General features: G+C 53.1%; 18 protein-coding genes. 11 read left to right on the top strand and 7 right to left on the bottom strand.

Features of this window, described 5'->3' with window-relative positions; translation table 11 throughout:
* Nucleotides 1–120 precede the first annotated feature (120 nt).
* The gene (locus tag TH5_RS17705) at nucleotides 121–1155 is read left to right on the top strand and encodes a LysR family transcriptional regulator (RefSeq protein ID WP_114122961.1); all 1035 of its coding nucleotides are present in this window, start codon (nucleotides 121–123) and stop codon (nucleotides 1153–1155) included.
* Here the strand turns inward: TH5_RS17705 and TH5_RS17700 are convergent.
* Entirely contained in the window at nucleotides 1059–1949 is an 891-nt protein-coding gene (locus TH5_RS17700; RefSeq protein ID WP_114122960.1) for a LysR family transcriptional regulator, read from the bottom strand. The two genes, TH5_RS17705 and TH5_RS17700, sit on opposite strands and share 97 nt — an antisense overlap.
* Before the next feature lie 92 nt (nucleotides 1950–2041).
* Here TH5_RS17700 and TH5_RS17695 point away from each other — a divergent pair, with 92 nt between their 5' ends.
* Nucleotides 2042–2389, top strand: a complete 348-nt coding sequence (locus TH5_RS17695) for a rhodanese-like domain-containing protein (protein ID WP_114122959.1) — start codon at nucleotides 2042–2044, stop codon at nucleotides 2387–2389.
* A gap of 80 nt (nucleotides 2390–2469) precedes the next feature.
* On the opposite strand, the gene TH5_RS17690 is transcribed toward TH5_RS17695, so the two are convergent.
* On the bottom strand, nucleotides 2470–3642 hold the full coding sequence (locus TH5_RS17690; protein WP_114122958.1) for an aminotransferase: 1173 nt from the start codon (nucleotides 3640–3642) through the stop codon (nucleotides 2470–2472).
* Nucleotides 3643–4049: 407 nt separating this feature from the next.
* Between TH5_RS17690 and TH5_RS17685 the strand changes: the two genes are divergently transcribed.
* The 3 genes from TH5_RS17685 (at nucleotide 4050) to TH5_RS17675 (ending at nucleotide 6569) form a co-directional block, all read left to right on the top strand.
* Nucleotides 4050–4388, top strand: coding sequence for a P-II family nitrogen regulator (locus TH5_RS17685; protein ID WP_114122957.1), 339 nt, complete (start codon nucleotides 4050–4052; stop codon nucleotides 4386–4388).
* Between the two features lie 64 nt (nucleotides 4389–4452).
* Nucleotides 4453–5862 (top strand): type I glutamate--ammonia ligase, encoded by a 1410-nt coding sequence (gene glnA / locus TH5_RS17680; protein WP_062952153.1) that lies wholly within the window; start codon nucleotides 4453–4455, stop codon nucleotides 5860–5862.
* A gap of 149 nt (nucleotides 5863–6011) precedes the next feature.
* Complete coding sequence (locus TH5_RS17675) at nucleotides 6012–6569, top strand: tetratricopeptide repeat protein (protein ID WP_147250130.1); 558 nt, start codon at nucleotides 6012–6014, stop codon at nucleotides 6567–6569.
* A 25-nt stretch (nucleotides 6570–6594) separates the two neighbouring features.
* Here the strand turns inward: TH5_RS17675 and TH5_RS25650 are convergent, their stop codons facing one another.
* Entirely contained in the window at nucleotides 6595–6753 is a 159-nt protein-coding gene (locus tag TH5_RS25650; RefSeq protein ID WP_167443586.1) for a hypothetical protein, read from the bottom strand.
* Between TH5_RS25650 and TH5_RS17670 the strand changes: the two genes are divergently transcribed.
* Both TH5_RS17670 and TH5_RS25645 read left to right on the top strand, forming a co-directional pair.
* Entirely contained in the window at nucleotides 6699–7406 is a 708-nt protein-coding gene (locus tag TH5_RS17670) for a sulfotransferase family protein (protein ID WP_341866620.1), read from the top strand. The two genes, TH5_RS25650 and TH5_RS17670, sit on opposite strands and share 55 nt — an antisense overlap.
* Before the next feature lie 41 nt (nucleotides 7407–7447).
* The gene (locus tag TH5_RS25645; RefSeq protein WP_167443585.1) at nucleotides 7448–7585 is read left to right on the top strand and encodes a hypothetical protein; all 138 of its coding nucleotides are present in this window, start codon (nucleotides 7448–7450) and stop codon (nucleotides 7583–7585) included.
* Nucleotides 7586–7631: 46 nt separating this feature from the next.
* Here TH5_RS25645 and TH5_RS17665 read toward each other — a convergent pair whose 3' ends face one another.
* Both TH5_RS17665 and TH5_RS17660 read right to left on the bottom strand, forming a co-directional pair.
* Nucleotides 7632–9299: a sensor domain-containing protein gene (locus TH5_RS17665; protein WP_244204963.1), complete on the bottom strand. Its 1668-nt coding sequence runs from the start codon at nucleotides 9297–9299 to the stop codon at nucleotides 7632–7634.
* Between the two features lie 167 nt (nucleotides 9300–9466).
* Complete coding sequence (locus TH5_RS17660) at nucleotides 9467–9808, bottom strand: hypothetical protein (protein WP_062952150.1); 342 nt, start codon at nucleotides 9806–9808, stop codon at nucleotides 9467–9469.
* Nucleotides 9809–10005: 197 nt separating this feature from the next.
* Between TH5_RS17660 and TH5_RS17655 the strand changes: the two genes are divergently transcribed.
* The 3 genes from TH5_RS17655 (at nucleotide 10006) to TH5_RS17645 (ending at nucleotide 12835) form a co-directional block, all read left to right on the top strand.
* Nucleotides 10006–10410, top strand: a complete 405-nt coding sequence (locus tag TH5_RS17655; RefSeq protein WP_062959424.1) for an OsmC family protein — start codon at nucleotides 10006–10008, stop codon at nucleotides 10408–10410.
* A 132-nt stretch (nucleotides 10411–10542) separates the two neighbouring features.
* Nucleotides 10543–11847: an alpha/beta hydrolase gene (locus tag TH5_RS17650; RefSeq protein WP_114122953.1), complete on the top strand. Its 1305-nt coding sequence runs from the start codon at nucleotides 10543–10545 to the stop codon at nucleotides 11845–11847.
* Nucleotides 11848–11893: 46 nt separating this feature from the next.
* Nucleotides 11894–12835 carry an alpha/beta fold hydrolase gene (locus tag TH5_RS17645; RefSeq protein WP_114122952.1) on the top strand — a complete coding sequence of 314 codons (942 nt, stop codon included), beginning with the start codon at nucleotides 11894–11896 and terminating at the stop codon, nucleotides 12833–12835.
* 16 nt (nucleotides 12836–12851) lie between these two features.
* Here the strand turns inward: TH5_RS17645 and TH5_RS17640 are convergent, their stop codons facing one another.
* On the bottom strand, nucleotides 12852–13790 hold the full coding sequence (locus TH5_RS17640) for a helix-turn-helix domain-containing protein (protein WP_114122951.1): 939 nt from the start codon (nucleotides 13788–13790) through the stop codon (nucleotides 12852–12854).
* Nucleotides 13791–13931: 141 nt separating this feature from the next.
* Between TH5_RS17640 and TH5_RS17635 the strand changes: the two genes are divergently transcribed.
* On the top strand, nucleotides 13932–14915 hold the full coding sequence (locus TH5_RS17635; protein ID WP_114122976.1) for a phytanoyl-CoA dioxygenase family protein: 984 nt from the start codon (nucleotides 13932–13934) through the stop codon (nucleotides 14913–14915).
* Between the two features lie 40 nt (nucleotides 14916–14955).
* Here the strand turns inward: TH5_RS17635 and TH5_RS17630 are convergent, their stop codons facing one another.
* Nucleotides 14956–15939: an adenosine deaminase gene (locus TH5_RS17630; protein ID WP_114122950.1), complete on the bottom strand. Its 984-nt coding sequence runs from the start codon at nucleotides 15937–15939 to the stop codon at nucleotides 14956–14958.
* Between the last annotated feature and the right edge of the window lie 22 nt (nucleotides 15940–15961).

The following is a 15961-nucleotide window of genomic DNA, read 5'->3' as shown; positions in this document are numbered from 1 at the left end:
TCGTTCAGGCAATTTGAATTCGCCCATTGGGCAACAGCGTTACCAATGGTTTAATTAATTGCGCTATTCGATGGAATTAGCGAAAAATGCAATTCAGTCTTTCGATTTTAGGAACGAACAATGGATCGCATTGATGCAATGAAGGTTTTCATCACCGCCCTTGATGAAGGCAGTCTTGCCGCGGCGGCACGAAAGCTTGGCAGATCCCCGGCTGCGGTCACGCGGGCTTTGACATTTCTGGAAAGTCACATCGGTGTGCAATTGCTGCACCGTTCTACGCGTGCCCTTCGTCTTAGCGAGGCGGGTGAACGCTATGCCGCTGCATGCCGTCGCATCCTCACTGATATCGAAGAAGCCGACCTTCTGGCAGAAAGCGAGACAAAGGCACCACGCGGCCTGTTGACCGTAACTGCCCCTATCACCAGTGGGGCTGGCATCCTGCGCCGGATACTTGATGATTATCTTGACCTGCATCCAACGGTTCGGGCAAAGCTTTTGCTGCTTGATCGGATTGTCAGTCTTGTTGACGAAGGCATTGATGTGGGATTGCGCATCGCCCACCTGACTGACTCCAGTATGATAGCCATCCGCGTCGGTGAGGTCAGACGCCTGCTGTGTGCTTCGCCGTCTTATCTGGATAACAGCCCACCGATCCGCGAGATCACGGATTTGGCCGGCCATCGATTCATTGCCAATTCCCAGTTAGGCGAAACCGGGTGGTCCTTCCCCTCAAGAACTGCCGACCGTGCGCCACGGGTCGTGCGTTTCACACCCCGCCTGATCGCCAACGGCATCGCGGGCACCCTACCCTCTGCCGTGGAAGGAAAAGGGGTTACGCGGGCATATTCCTATCAGATTGCTGAACATGTCGAACGGGGCGAATTGCGGATATTACTGCCCGATGATGAAGAACCACCCATCCCGGTTCATCTTGTCATACCCGAGGGACGCCTATCCACGCCGCGTGTGCGCACCTTTGTCGATTATGCGGTTCCCCGCCTGAAGGCAGAATTCAACCGCAGGAATGCTATTTGCGCCGAAGATAACGAGCAGCTTGTTCATGCAACACCGGCAAACAGTGCTGATTTGGCCTTCAATCGTGCAAACATGAATTCATTGAATGCGCGAATACGCGGCAAGGCCAGCAAGTCATGATGGATCAAAACCCATAGATCATTATCCAGTCCGTTGATCGGTTTACCCAGCACCTGGATATTGGCGAAAGCACGCGCCAGAAAATACGGCAAAACGGCTACGCCCGCGCCGCTATCAACAAGACGTGCGACATTCAAAAGCGAATTGCTGCGTAATGCCACCCGGCTATCCGCGAAGTTTTTATCGCGCCATCGGGCGGCAGCGATATGCGCCAGACTTTCATCACAAGTGATCCAGGGTGCGTTTTCGTGATCGTCAAAAATATCCGATCCGCAGATCACCGATGCGATTACACCGATTCTCCGCCCGACGAGGCTACCGTCCGGTGCGTTCGCCGGGCGGATGGCAATATCGGCGTCGTGCCGGTTCAAATCGTAAAAACGGTTATCGGTAACGACCTGCACCGTGATTTCGGGAAAGGCCGCGCCAAACGCAGCAATATCCGGGGCCAGAATGGCATGAAGCAGAGTATCGGTGGTCGTCAGCCTAACCGTACCGCTGGGGCGGATATCCGTTCCTGCCAGCTTGCGCGACAAGACCGACAGTTCACCTTCCAGCTTTTCGGCGGTTTCAATCGCCACCTGCCCGGCATTAGTCGGCTGATAGTCACCCTGATTGCGCTCGAACAGTTTATTGCCCAACCGCATTTCGATATCCGCAAGACGGCGAAACAGGGTTGAATGGTGCAGTCTGGTTTGGCGCGCGGCCTGCGTCACACTACGTGCCCTTGCCACAGCCAGCACCAGCCGCAAATCATCCCACTCCAGCATCACAATCATCTTTCGCTTTTTCACACATCATATGCGCTTTATCACAAATTTACTTCGCAAAATAGCACATCAATAATCAAGCCATCAAACACCCCGTCCCATACTGGAGATGACAGATGGTTGTTAAAATCACCCGCGATGAACTTAAAGCCGCCCTTGCTGGTCCGGATGCTCCAACTCTGATCGAGGCGCTTCCGGCGAAATATTATCTTGATGCGCATTTGCCGGGCGCGATCAATATTCCACACGATCTGATCGCGGAGATCGCCACACAGGTACTGCCTGATAAAACATCACCGATCGTGGTTTATTGTGCCAGCGGGCCATGCCGCAATTCCGGCCTTGCAGCAGAAACGCTGACCCGTCTTGGTTACAGCAATGTTTGTGATTACCACGAAGGCAAACAGGACTGGCAAGCAGCGGGACTGCCTGTGCAAGGTCAAAGTATATTGCAAACCGCCTGAACATCTTTGGCAGGGCACAAAACACAAACCAAACAGGCCAGCAATTGCTGGCCTGTTTTTCCTGATTGCAAAGCGTTAAATTATTTTGCAAACGCCTTCTTCATCCGTCCGATGGCCTCGGACATTTTTGCTTCTTCCTTGCAGAAGCAAAAACGTACAAAATTGCGAACGCCGCCATCCTTGCCCTGATAGAAAGCCGAAACCGGAATTGCGACAACACCGGCCTCCTTGATCATGATCTGGCAAAACTCGACATCGTCGCAATCATAGCCAAGCGTACGGAAATCACAGGTGATGAAATAAGTGCCCTGAGAGTCCAGAACACCAAAACCGACCTCCTTCAGCCCCTTCATCAGAAAATCGCGCTTTGCCTGCATTTCGGCCGTAAAGCCTTCGAAATAATCATCGCCCTTGTTCAGGCCATAGGCCACACCATGCTGCAGCCCCGGCGGCACAGTGAAAACAAGGAACTGGTGGGCTTTTTTGATCGGCTCCATCAACCCTGCGCAGGCGGTGATGTAACCAATCTTCCACCCCGTAAGCGAAAATGTCTTACCTGCCGACCCGATCCGCACCGTGCGATCACGCATACCGGGGAAGGTCATCAGCGGACGGTGTCTTCGCCCATCAAAGACCAGATGTTCATAAACTTCGTCACACAGCGCGATGACATCGTGTTTGATGCATAGATTCGCAATGAATTGCAGCTCATCATCGCCATAGACCTTTGAACATGGGTTCTGCGGCGAGTTAATCAGGATCAGCTTGGTTTTATCTGAAAACGCCGCTGCCAGTTCTTCGCGCGGCAAGTCCCAACTTGGCGGAGTGACCCGCACCAGTTTGGGAATCCCCCCCGCCAGCTTCACCATCGGAAGGTAACTGTCATAAAGCGGTTCGATCAGGATGACCTCATCACCTGGCGCCACAAGACCAAGGATAACATCCGCCAGGGCCTCAGTCGCCCCAACGGCAACAAGAACCTCTTTCCTGGGATCGACTTCGATGTCGTAAAATCGCTTGTTATGATCAGCAACCGCCTGAAGCAGCTCTGGCACGCCGGCCAGTGGCGGATACTGGTTCGACAGTTCCATCATTGCCCTTGCGGCGGCTTCACGAATGTCGGCCGGACCATCCGTATCGGGTGCTCCCTGCCCCAGATTGATGGCATTGTGTTTCTGGGCCAGTTCATTCATCACTTCAAAAATAGTGATACCGCCCGAAGCGAAAAGAGGATTGCCGACAAATTCGGTCATGAGGCGTCCTTCTCTATATATTAATACCGGTCGGTGGCAACCGGTCTTTTACTTAATGTGCCTGATGGCAGACAGATTATATGATCCATCCTTAACCGTCATAGTCCGTGTTTTCGGTATTTTCTGTCGCATGATGCAGGCTGATCAGGCAAGCACGGATAGATCGTAGCTACATTGAATGCGGCAAGCGCAGACCATCTGCATAAATTTTAAACATTATGCCTAAAAGTCGACCACATGCATTCAAGAAAATCTTAAAAGTTTCATGGGTTTTGCTGGGTTTTCGCGCAGAGACTCCTTAGAATGATCGTGCGGGCCAAAACTGGCACGGCCCGTGCAATTGACGCGGCAAAGCAATTGAGCTTTCCGAGTTCTACGCAACTCTCGCAAAAAGCAGAGGGCGCTTAATGAAAAAGATTGAAGCCATCATCAAGCCATTCAAGCTTGACGAGGTCAAAGAGGCCCTTCAGGAGATTGGCCTCAAAGGGATTACCGTTACCGAAGCTAAAGGCTTCGGCCGACAGAAAGGCCATACGGAGCTGTATCGCGGCGCCGAATATGTCGTGGACTTTCTGCCGAAGGTAAAGTTGGAAATCGTCGTTGAGGACACGCTTGTCGAGCGTGCGATTGAGGCAATCCAGCAAGCCGCTCATACCGGTCGTATCGGTGACGGTAAAATCTTCGTTTCCTCGCTTGAGGACACGATCCGCATTCGTACCGGTGAACGGGGCAACGACGCGATCTAATCGGTCTGTTACCTGACATTGAACATCGTACGGTCACTAATTTTGAGTTTTAAAGGGTTGCATCATGTCTGACGCTGCTTCTGTACTTAAGCTTATCAAAGAAAAAGGCATCCAGTTTGTCGATCTGCGCTTTACCGATACCAAAGGTAAATGGCAGCACACCGCGCAGGACATCTGCACGATCGACGAAGACGTTTTTGTTGACGGCATCATGTTCGATGGTTCGTCGATCGCTGGCTGGAAAGAAATCAACGAATCCGACATGATCCTGATGCCGGATCCCTCGACTGCTGTTGTTGACCCGTTCACCGCACAGCCGACCCTGATCATCGTTTGCGACGTTATCGAACCGGCCACCGGCCAGGGTTACGAGCGTTGCCCGCGTTCGACCGCGAAACGCGCACTCGCATACATGAAATCCGCTGGTATCGGCGACACCGCATATTTCGGCGCAGAGCCGGAATTTTTCATGTTTGACGACGTTCGCTGGACCACCGCTGGCGAAGGCATGGGCTATCAGCTGGACTCCGAAGAAGGTCCCTACAACACCGGTACCGAATTCGAAGGCGGCAACCGCGGCCACCGTCCGGGTCCGAAGGGCGGCTACTTCCCGGTACAGCCTGTTGACTCGGCCAACGACATCCGTGCCGAAATGGTCAACTATATCAACGAAATGGGCGTGCGTTGCGAAAAGCACCACCACGAAGTTGCACCGTCGCAGCACGAACTGGGTATCGCATTCGGCACCCTGATCGAGCATGCCGACGCCGTTCAGATTTACAAATACTGCATCCACATGGTTGCACACCAGTATGGCAAAACCGCAACCTTCATGCCGAAGCCGGTCTTCGGTGACAACGGTTCGGGCATGCATACCCACCAGTCGATCTGGCACGAAGGCAAGCCGCTGTTCGCAGGTAACGGTTATGCTGACCTGTCTGACACCGCCCTGTACTATATCGGCGGCATCATCAAGCACGCCAAAGCACTGAATGCTTTCACCAACCCGACGACCAACTCCTACAAGCGTCTGGTCCCGGGCTTCGAAGCACCGGTTCTTCTGGCTTACTCGGCTCGCAACCGTTCGGCTTCCTGCCGTATCCCGTATACCGCTTCACCGAAGGGCAAGCGCGTCGAGATCCGCTTCCCTGATCCGCTTGCCAACCCGTATCTCGCATTCACCGCAATGCTGATGGCTGGCCTTGACGGCATCGAGAACAAGATCCACCCGGGCGATGCAATGGACAAAAACCTCTATGACCTTCCGCCGGAAGAGCTCAAAGAAGTCCCGACCGTTTGCCGTTCGCTCCATGAAGCACTTGACAGCCTCGACGCAGACCGCGACTTCCTGAAAAAAGGCGATGTGATGAGCGACGACCTGATCGACGCATACATCGCTCTGAAAATGGAAGAAGTTATCCGCTTCGAACAGTCGCCGCACCCGGTCGAATTCGACATGTACTACAGCGGCTGATCCTTTCACCAGAAAGGACCATCGAACACGAAACGCCCGGCCATGTGCCGGGCGTTTTTGTTTGTCGCTTTTGTTTTATCCCGACCGCCAGTTTTTCCGTCAGCAAGCGTGTTTATACACAGCACCTGCCCACAAGCCCGGAAAAACTGATGTCAAATCGGATAGCAGAGCATCACCCAACGACAACGACGACCAAGACCATCTCCGAAATCCAAAATCAGTGGACCAATGGACATCGCCGAAAGGCACGCAAGCTGTGTTACCGCTTGCTGAAAGAGAAGCCCGACCTGCCCGAGGCCCTTCATATCAGTGCCCTGATGCATCATCAGGATGGTAATGCCCTTGATGCGATTCGTGATCTTGAAAAGGCGTGCAGCAGTTTTGATCCACAAACGGTTTACTTTACCGATCTATCCGCCATTCTGAGCAATTCTGGCTATACCGCACCGGCAAAAACCGTTCTGACCCAAGCGCTAAAACGCAAACCGCTTGATCCGAAACTGTTGCTGCAAATGGGCATTTTCCTGACCGGCAATAACGGCACGACAGGCGGGACCATTTCTGAAACGCGCGATATTCAAAGATGTCCTTGCACGGCATTCCGGCCATATCCGCGCATGGCATTGCCTGACCCTGATCGACAGAGCTTCGGCAGACCACCCGTCCCGGCAGGTAATGATCAACAAAACCAGATCACGGTCCTTTGAGAGCATTCCCGACGGGCAAAAGGAACTATTGCTGTTTGGTCTGGCCAAAAATCATATGGAACACGGCGAAATTGATGCCGCAATGAAAGCATTGAATGACGGCAACCGCATCAAGCGTCGGAACATTCAATATTCCCCGCAAACCATCGAAAACGTCCTTGGCATTACCAAGGCGGCCTTTCATTTTCCGATCTGCAAACCCCGGATGAAAAGGGTGATCTGCCACAACATGTTTTCGTCGTCGGTATGCCGCGATCCGGAACGACACTGGTCGAACAAATTCTGGCATCTCACCCGGAAATGTACGGAGCAGGTGAACTTGACACACTTGGTTATCATCAGGATGCCCTGATCGAACATCAGGTTAAACACGGCCAGCTTCGTGACGAGGTTCTTAAATTCAGCGGCGCGTTTATTCAGACACTCGGCACCATCTATCGCAAAGAAGTGCGGGCAAGGGTCAAAGCTGGTTCTGGCACCATGAAAAGCACGCCCGTCAAACGCATTATCGACAAGATGCCTGCAAATTTCACTCGGGTGGGTCTGATTGCGCTGATGCGTCCGGACCCCCGGATTATCCATTGCCGCCGCGCTGCGATGGATACCTGTTTTTCCTGTTACACTCGACGTTTCGGAAGTGCCCAGAATTTCAGCTACCACCAAATGGAACTCGGCGCATTTTACAACAGCTACCTGAAATTCATGGACCAGTGGCGAAACATTCTACCCGCTCATCGCTTTATAGAGGTCGATTACGAAGACATCGTCAATGACCTTGAGGGACAAGCCCGCCACCTTATCACTTTCACGGGATTCCATGGGATGATGCCTGTCTGACATTCTATGAAAACAGACGCCAAATCCGGACACACAGCACCTTGCAGGTTCGGCAACCGATCTATCGCAGCAGCATCGGTGCCTTGCACCCGTACGCCCGATATCTTGGTCCGCTGATGGATACGCTGGGCATCGATCCGGCAACCACGACCGGGCAACAAAGGAAAGAGGCGGAATGAACAAGTCCCCCCCGCCCCAAACAAAATCTTATTACCGACATCCGCGTCAGGCAGTCTCATCTCGATGCAGATCAGGTTCAAGTTCCGGCCGATAAAAACATGCCTGTCCCTTGCCTGCGGCCTTGGCCTCGTACATGGCCTTGTCCGCACGGCGCAATTGTTCGTTCATGTCGCAATAACCGGCATCAAAAACGGTAAAACCGATAGATGCACCGATATCACAGGCATTTCCCTCCCACACATAGGGTTTGGAAATCTCGGCGATGATCTCATCAGCCAGAGTGGCCATTTCCCTTTCACCACCCTTGTTAATGAAGAATAGGGTGAACTCGTCCCCGCCTAGGCGAGCCACTTCCTCCGCGCGACGTGCAACCCGTTTAAGACGCTTCGCTGTCTCGACAAGAACCCAGTCACCCGCGGCATGCCCCAAAGTATCGTTGACCGCCTTAAAGCCATCCAGATCAAGCAGGAAGATCGACGCCGCGGTATTTGTGCCGCGCAGAACCGTCTCGCACTGCGAAAGCTTCTGCATATAGCGCGCCCGGTTGGCCAGACCGGTCAGTTCATCGTTATTCGCCTTGTTCTGTAACTCACGCGCAGCGAGTTTCTGCTTGGTGATGTCGCTTAGCCACCAAAGAACAGATTCCTGTCCTTCGAACGTGAGTGGCTCCATGGATGTTTTAAGCCATCTTGCGTCGGAATCCGCCGGGCGACGAATACGAAGTTCAACATCCTGCAATTCACCGAGCATATCCATGTCCCGCAGGCTTTTCTCACGGTAACGTTCCGAAAGAAGAACAGTATCGGTTGGCATCGTATCGTCACTGTTCAATGCCAGAAGGTTGCCGAACATTTTGTTGAAGAACCGGAACTCACCACCGTCCCGGCTGGATATGCCAACACCAATAGGGGCTTTTTCAAGCAATCCCGTCAAACGTTGCGCCGCGGCAGCCACTTCGGCCTGCGCGCGTTTCAGCGATGTCACATCAATCAGCGAACCGATGGTCCCGGCAATGGAACCACTTGGACCTTTCAGACTTGCAACAGCGAACAATGCAGATTTTTCAACACCATCCATTTCGAAATCGATTTCGTGCCGCACATGCCCTTCGGATATCAGTAGCGGTGCTTCGTAATCGGTAATCTGCGCGACCAAGGGCTTGGAAGCGACATCGGCAAGTTTGCTACCGATCACCTTTTTGGGTTCGTGGCCAATCAACTCCGCAAACGCTTCATTGCAGCGGTTAATCACACCATCCAGATTTTTAAGGTAAACCGGGATCGGCAGAACGTCGATCAGATGCTGGATGAAAATCTTGTGATCGGACAAAGCCCTGGCGAGTTCCTCGGCCTTGCCCGCTTCGCGAAAGACCAGAGCCGTCAGACCTTCGGGACCTTCGGCCTTGCGCCAGGTGACTTTTTTGCCGCCCGTCTGGAACGCAGGTAAATCCGCCTTGGCTGCTTTCTCGGAAATCAGGCCAAGCGTCTCGCGTACGGCTCCAACACCATCACCCGAGGCGAATTCAGCATTTTTCGCCAGAAATGCAAGGAACTGTTTGATTTCGGTGCCGTCACGCAACGCGGATTTCGATGCGTTAAAAAGATTAACCGCAACCGGGTTCGCATGAACGATTTTAAGATCGGACGAACCGATAAATATAATGCCGTCACGCGCCAGTGCTGCTGTGGCGACGACGTCCGGGGCAATTGACACTACACGTACGCGCCGCTTCGCGACGCACTCCCTTTCCCGTGTTATCTATAATGCCCCAAAACCATTGGATCTTTTGTAAATTCAGACCCATTAGAAGACCTTTTACAAGGCTCTTATTACATACGTAAGTATATGACAAGACTGCTCATGCGGCCAGCGCCAATCAGTCAGGATTTTTTATCTCCAACCGGCAAATCAATGTATCCCCGATCAATGCAATGTTCGAGTTCCCGGGCTGCTGCCAGCATTTCCTGATAGCTTTCGCGCAGATGCTTAAGCTTCGCCAGTTCTTCGGCCGTCGGGTGATTATCCTTGCGATCCGCACTGAGCTTGAAAGCATATTTGAGATAATCGGCGCGAAGCTTGGCGACGTTGATAATCAGCGGCAAGGCCGTATCGACGCTCATATCAGGGATCGCAGGGCTGATGACTTCATGGTTCACTTCACGCAAAACATGTTCCATGGCCATCATGAAACGGCTTTTGCTGCGTCCGGCATCCTGCGTCATGATTTACCCTCCTTGGCGATAACGGTCTGGAATGACATACATTATCTCTTGTTAAGGTAAAAACTCCTATAACAGTTTTACACCCCTGCACGAGATGTTTTTCAACCTGTAACTGCCTTATGTGATCACGGCTTGCGCGAACCGGTCAGGCAGGCTAGACGATGAAGCATGCAATTCTCGAGACAAGGAACCCGATCATGGAAGCACGCGTAAAGTGGCTTGAAAATCTGACCTTCACCGGTACCAGCGGATCTGGCCACGGAGTGGTCATGGATGGCAACAGGGACACCGGCTTTGGCCCGAGCCCGATGGAAATGTTGCTTCTGGGGCTGGCAGGATGTTCATCGATTGATGTCGTGCATATCCTCCAGAAAGGCCGCGAGAAGGTCATTGATGTTCAGGCAGATGTCAAAGCCGAGCGCGCTGAAACTGATCCCAAGGTGTTCACGAAAATCCATCTGCATTTCAAGGCAAAGGGTGAAAACCTCAACGAAGCCAAACTGGCCCGTGCGGTTGAACTGTCAGCCGAAAAATATTGTTCAGCCTCGATCATGCTGTCGAAGGCTGCCGAAATCACACATAGCTGGGAAATCATGGAATAAGTGCCTGATTTGCCAGCCTGCTTTAAAGCGGTCCGTTTCGGGCCGCTTTTTTTGTTAGTCGCGTCATAATCCAGCCTGAGTTAGAGTTTATCGGACAAGCCTGCAAACAGAAAAGATGGAAGGAAGCATCCCATGTCCGTAAACGGCCTTGTGCGTTCGACACTTGTCGCGATTACCCTTCCGGCGACCCTCGCACTTTCGGGATGCTTTTTTGAAGATCCGCAACATGATCCATCCGGTCTTGCCATCGGCGCGCCTGCGGCGAACGAACCGTTTGACGATTATGTCAAAAAAACCGGCGAACAGCTTCGTTCGGCCCTGAAATCCAAACGCTTTGATCAGGAAGCTGCACCATTTGGCCAATACAACCTTGATCAGGTGGTCGCAATGCGAGCCCCCTTTGCCACAGGCCCCGATAAGGCTGCCTGCAACGCTGCCGGAAACGATAAAGCACACGGCATGGACGTTGGTTTCCTGATGGTGCACGGCTTGACAGACAGCCCGTTTCTAATGACCGATATCCGAGATACGCTAATATCCAAATTCCCCTGCGCAACCTTCCACGGCGTCCTTCTTCCCGGGCATGGCACGGTACCTGGCGATCTTTTGGACGTAACTTACGAAGAGTGGATCGAAACGGTTCGCTACGGCATGGATAGCTTCTCCGATGATACCGATCATATCATCACTATCGGCTACTCGATGGGGGCAGCGCTGATCGGACGGGAATTTGACGCCCGTCGCCGCGATCCACGAATGGCAGCAATGGTTTTGCTATCCCCCGGCTTTTCGGCCAAAAGCGATCAGGCTTGGCTGACACCCTATGCCCGTTATGTCCAGAGCTGGGTTGGACAGGGCGAAAATAGCGACGCCGCCAAATATGGTTCGATGGCAATGAATGCCGCGGCCGAGTTCCATCTGCTGACAGAACCGTATCGCGACGGTACCATGGATGCGTTCGATATTCCCGTCTTCATGGTGGTCAGTTCAGATGACCGAACTGTTGACCCCATGCTGGCCGCTGATTTCTTCTGCAGCAAGGTCACAAACGACAACAAACGCCTGATCTGGTATCAGGGCGAAGAACACCTGATCGAAGAGCATCCGTTGTGCGACGGTGTCGACATTGTCAAATCTGCCGATCCGGACTGGCGTACCCTGAACCATGCCCATACCGCGATCACCATGCGCCCCGACAATCCCCATTACGGTATGGATGGCATCATCCGTCGTTGCGATCATTACGACGAACAAAGCCCCAACAGCAAATGCCAGACCAGCAGCGATGCTGTTTACGGTGAACTCAATCTGGCAAAATCCGCATCACCGGGCAGCCTAAGGCGCGGCACCTTCAACCCTGACTTCGTAAGCATGCTCGACAAAATGACCCATTTCATTGAAGTGTCACTGGAAGTCCCCGGAAAGACCGCAAATTGATGAACAGTCCTGATACTCCTACGACCGGATAGAAGTTCGCGAAGATATGACATTTGCCATTGATCGTTTCACCGGACAAAGCGGCCTGACATTGCGTTATGCCCTGCATTCTCCTGAAAATGCCCTTGGTCATGTCCTGATCCTTCAGGGACGTGGTGAATTTATCGAACGATATAACGAAACCGCACGCGAACTTGCCGAACATGGGCTTGGATGCGTCACCTTTGATTTTCGCGGTCAGGGCGGATCAACCCGCGAAGTATCCGAAAGCCACATGGGCTATGTCGGTGATGTCGGACATTATGTCGAAGATACCCATGATGTGCTCCGGAATCTGGCCGATCATCACGATATCCGCTGTGATCTGCTTCTGACCCATTCTACCGGTGGATTGGTCGGCATGCATATGCTGCTTGAAAAACCGAACCTGTTTGGCAGTGCTGTCATGATTGCCCCGTTCTTTGGACTTGGCGGGCCTGACTGGATTGCGCTTGCCGCACAGTTTCTGTCAGCCGGACTTTGTCGCTATGGATTCAACAAACAGTTCCTGCCGGGACAAAAGCTGCTTTCGCCATTGCAACCCTTTGCCGATGACAATCTCCTGACATCAGATCGTGCGCGCTATGAACGCAATGTCACCTGTTTGCAGGACAATCCCGATCTGGTGGTTGGCGGGGTATCGGCAGGCTGGCTTGATGCCTGCTTCCGGGCGCAGGCGGAATTGTCACGGCGCGTGTTACCCGACAATGACTTTGCGACCGCCACCCTGCCCCCAATTACCATGGTGCTGTCAGGCAACGATCAGGTGGTCAGCAACCGCGCCACACAGGAATTATTTGGCGATCACCCATCCGTCACCATGGTCGAAATCCCCGAAGCCCGCCATGAGATCCTTCAGGAAAGCGATCATTTGCGCGCTCTTTTCTGGCAGGCCTTCGACCAGCATCTGGTAAATCATCACCACAACTGGGCCCTGCCCCGTTTCTGACAGGCAATGTTCATCCTTAGACCACTTGCAGTATCCCCTTTTCAAACCGGTCCCGCCGGAAACGGCTCGGCGGCATGCCGCGGTGACGGGAAAATTGCCGGTTAAAATGCGATAGATTCTGAAATCCGGCCTCCTCCGCCACCCGATAGATCGGAAGGTCCGAAGACAGCAGCAGTGATACCGCCCGCCCCAGCCGCAACCCCATCAGATAATCCTGAACGCTTGATCCTGTATGGCGTTTGAAAAACCGGCGCAGGGTCCGTTCGCTCATACCGGTATGATCCGCGATTTGGCGGCTTCCGATTTGTTCGACATAGCGCAAATGCAGAATATCCAGCACCCGGCCAAGCCGCGTTGCCTCATGATAATCCGGCACCGTTGCGTCAAACCGCTCGGACGCCAGCGGGATCCGTTCCCGCGCATCCAGCAAAATCCGCAATACCTCTATCAGTAACAATAACCTATCAGCCGGATCACCTTCGTCAAACCGGGGGGTAAACGCCGCAACCTTTCGTGCAGTCAGGGCATCAAATTTCACCCCCCGCCGCGCATCTATCAGGACGGGTCGCAGTCGAGCAAATTCCGGCATGGTTGCACAAACATTATCGATCCACTCGGCCGTAAACCAGAATACAAAGGCCTGATGTGGCCGTTCGCCCGGCTTTGCCTGTAAATCAAGATCATAGGCTCCCATATCGATTTTTCCGGCTGCCGGGGGGGCCGCATTGTGCGAATGCCATGTATGGGGCAGGTTCGGGCCCAGCAACACCAGATCATCGTCACCGTAAGAACCAATATGATCCCCGACATAGCGTTGCCCTTCGCTTCCAAGCGTAAGGGTCAGTTCATACTCCGGATGGAAATGCCACTCGAACGGGATTGCACGCAGGTTCCGGTGCAGGCCGCGCCATGATCGGTCCGGTGCAATTTGCACATGCTCGAATAGAAGCTTCATTCAAATACCCGCTTATACGGCTATCACAATCGATTAATTTGGCCGAATAGTATCATATTATGTCCGCCCTGTCAGTGGGCGCAGTCATTGCAGGACCCTAGAATGGTTCCAACATCATGAACCATGCGGGAGGAAACAATCATGAGCATGCTGGCAAACGCAACCATGGCGACAATGGCCCCAATGGGCCCGAATGCAAACAGACCAGGCAATGCCTCGGTCAAGGAAGTCACCGGCACGCAATTGCGTGACCTTGAAAAAACGCTGCCGCTGCGCGTGCTATCTGATGCGGATTTCAAACACTGGCAGACCTATGGCTATGTTGTCGTGAAAAATGCAGTCCCGCAGGAACAGGTCAAAGCCACCGTCGATTTCCTTTGGGAATTTCAGGAAATGAACCCGAATGATCCGGCAAGCTGGTCACGGCCGCAAATGCGCGATCATGCCATGACCGAACTGAACAATTCCGGCATGGTCGAAGCCTATCACCATCAATCAATGTGGGATAACCGCCAGACACCACGGGTTTATGATGCCTTTGTCGATATCTGGGATCGGACCGATCTTTGGGTATCGATTGATCGCGCCAATCTTAATACCCCCAATGTTGGTGCGCGAGCCTTTGACGGTTTCATCCATTGGGACGCTGATACCAGTCAGAACCCGTTGCCGATCAATGTGCAGGGCGTTTTATCGCTGGTCGATACCAATGATGATATGGGCGGTTTCCAATGCGTGCCCGACCTGTTTGCCAATTTTGCCGACTGGCTTGCCACCGCGCCAAAGCATCGCGATCCATTCCGCCCGGACATCGCCAATATTCCCTATGAACCCAAACGCATCCCGATGCAGGCCGGTGATCTTTTGATTTTCAACAGCCTGCTTGCCCATGGCATTCGCGCCAACCGGTCCAACCAGACACGCATTGCGCAATATATTTCTATGGCTCCGGCAACACCCGAAGAACAGGAACTTGTTGATTGGCGGACCCAAAGCTGGTCGGAACGACTGCCAGCACGCGGTCACGCCTTCCCGGGTGACCCGCGCAATTGGGAACAGACGCGCTATGATCGTGCGAAACTGACCCCGCTTGGGGAAAAGCTTCTGGGTAAAGTTGCCTGGTAACAGAACAAAAAAACGCCCCGGATTTCTGGGGCGTTTTGTATTAGTTCGCATCAAGCTTTGCGATCAGTATGGCTTTCGTGTCCGCATCCACAAAGGCCGCCTCAAGGGCGGTACGCGTTATACCACGAAGCTCATTCTCGCTAAAACCAAACACATCTTTGGCGCGCTGATATTCCTCGGCCAATGTTGTGTGGAAGAACGGCGGATCATCTGATCCCAACGTAACCTTGACCCCGGAATCATAAAGCCTGCGCAAAGGGTGGGATGTGTAATCCGGATATACAGACAGGGCAATATTCGATCCGGGGCACACTTCCAGAACAATGCCGCGTTTCACCAGTTCTTCAACCAGTTTCGGGTCTTCGATGGATCGCACACCATGCCCTATTCGGGTCACCGGCAGTTTGTCGATTGCATCCCAGACACTTTGCGGACCTTCAATTTCACCGGCATGCGTTGTACATCCAAGCCCTGCATCGGCGGCAATTTTGTAGGCCGGGTAAAACGCTTCCTGCGAAAACATGCTTTCGTTCCCGCCCATGCCAAACCCGACGATATAAGGATGACCACACGCAACCGTATCAGCCGCCACGCCAATCGCCTTTTCCGGGCCGATATGGCGAACGCAGGTCATGATGATCCTTCCGATAATTCCGGTTTCCTTCCCGGCACGGTCAATCCCCTCAGCAACACCATTCAGATGATCATCAAAGGAAATTCCACATTCTAGCGCATGCGACGGCGAACAGAAAATCTCGACATAAAGTGCGCCGGATTTGGCCTGTTCTGTCAGGTACCAGTGGGTCAGATCGGCATAATCCTTTCCCGTGCGGATGGCCGCACTCGCCTTGTCAAAACTACCCAAAAATTCAGGAAAATTCGACCAGATATACCGATCCTGTTCATCATAAATCCCGTCCGGAAGATTAATACCGTTGCGGGCGGCGAATTTCCGAACCAACGCAGGCGTCAGCGCCCCTTCCATATGCAGATGCAACTCGGCCTTGGGAATGTGCTGTGTCATTTATGGGCGCTCCGGATCTTTT

The organism is Thalassospira xianhensis MCCC 1A02616, from assembly GCF_003326475.1.
GTDB lineage: Bacteria > Pseudomonadota > Alphaproteobacteria > Rhodospirillales > Thalassospiraceae > Thalassospira > Thalassospira xianhensis.
This window is presented reverse-complemented; position numbering and strand designations above follow the sequence as displayed.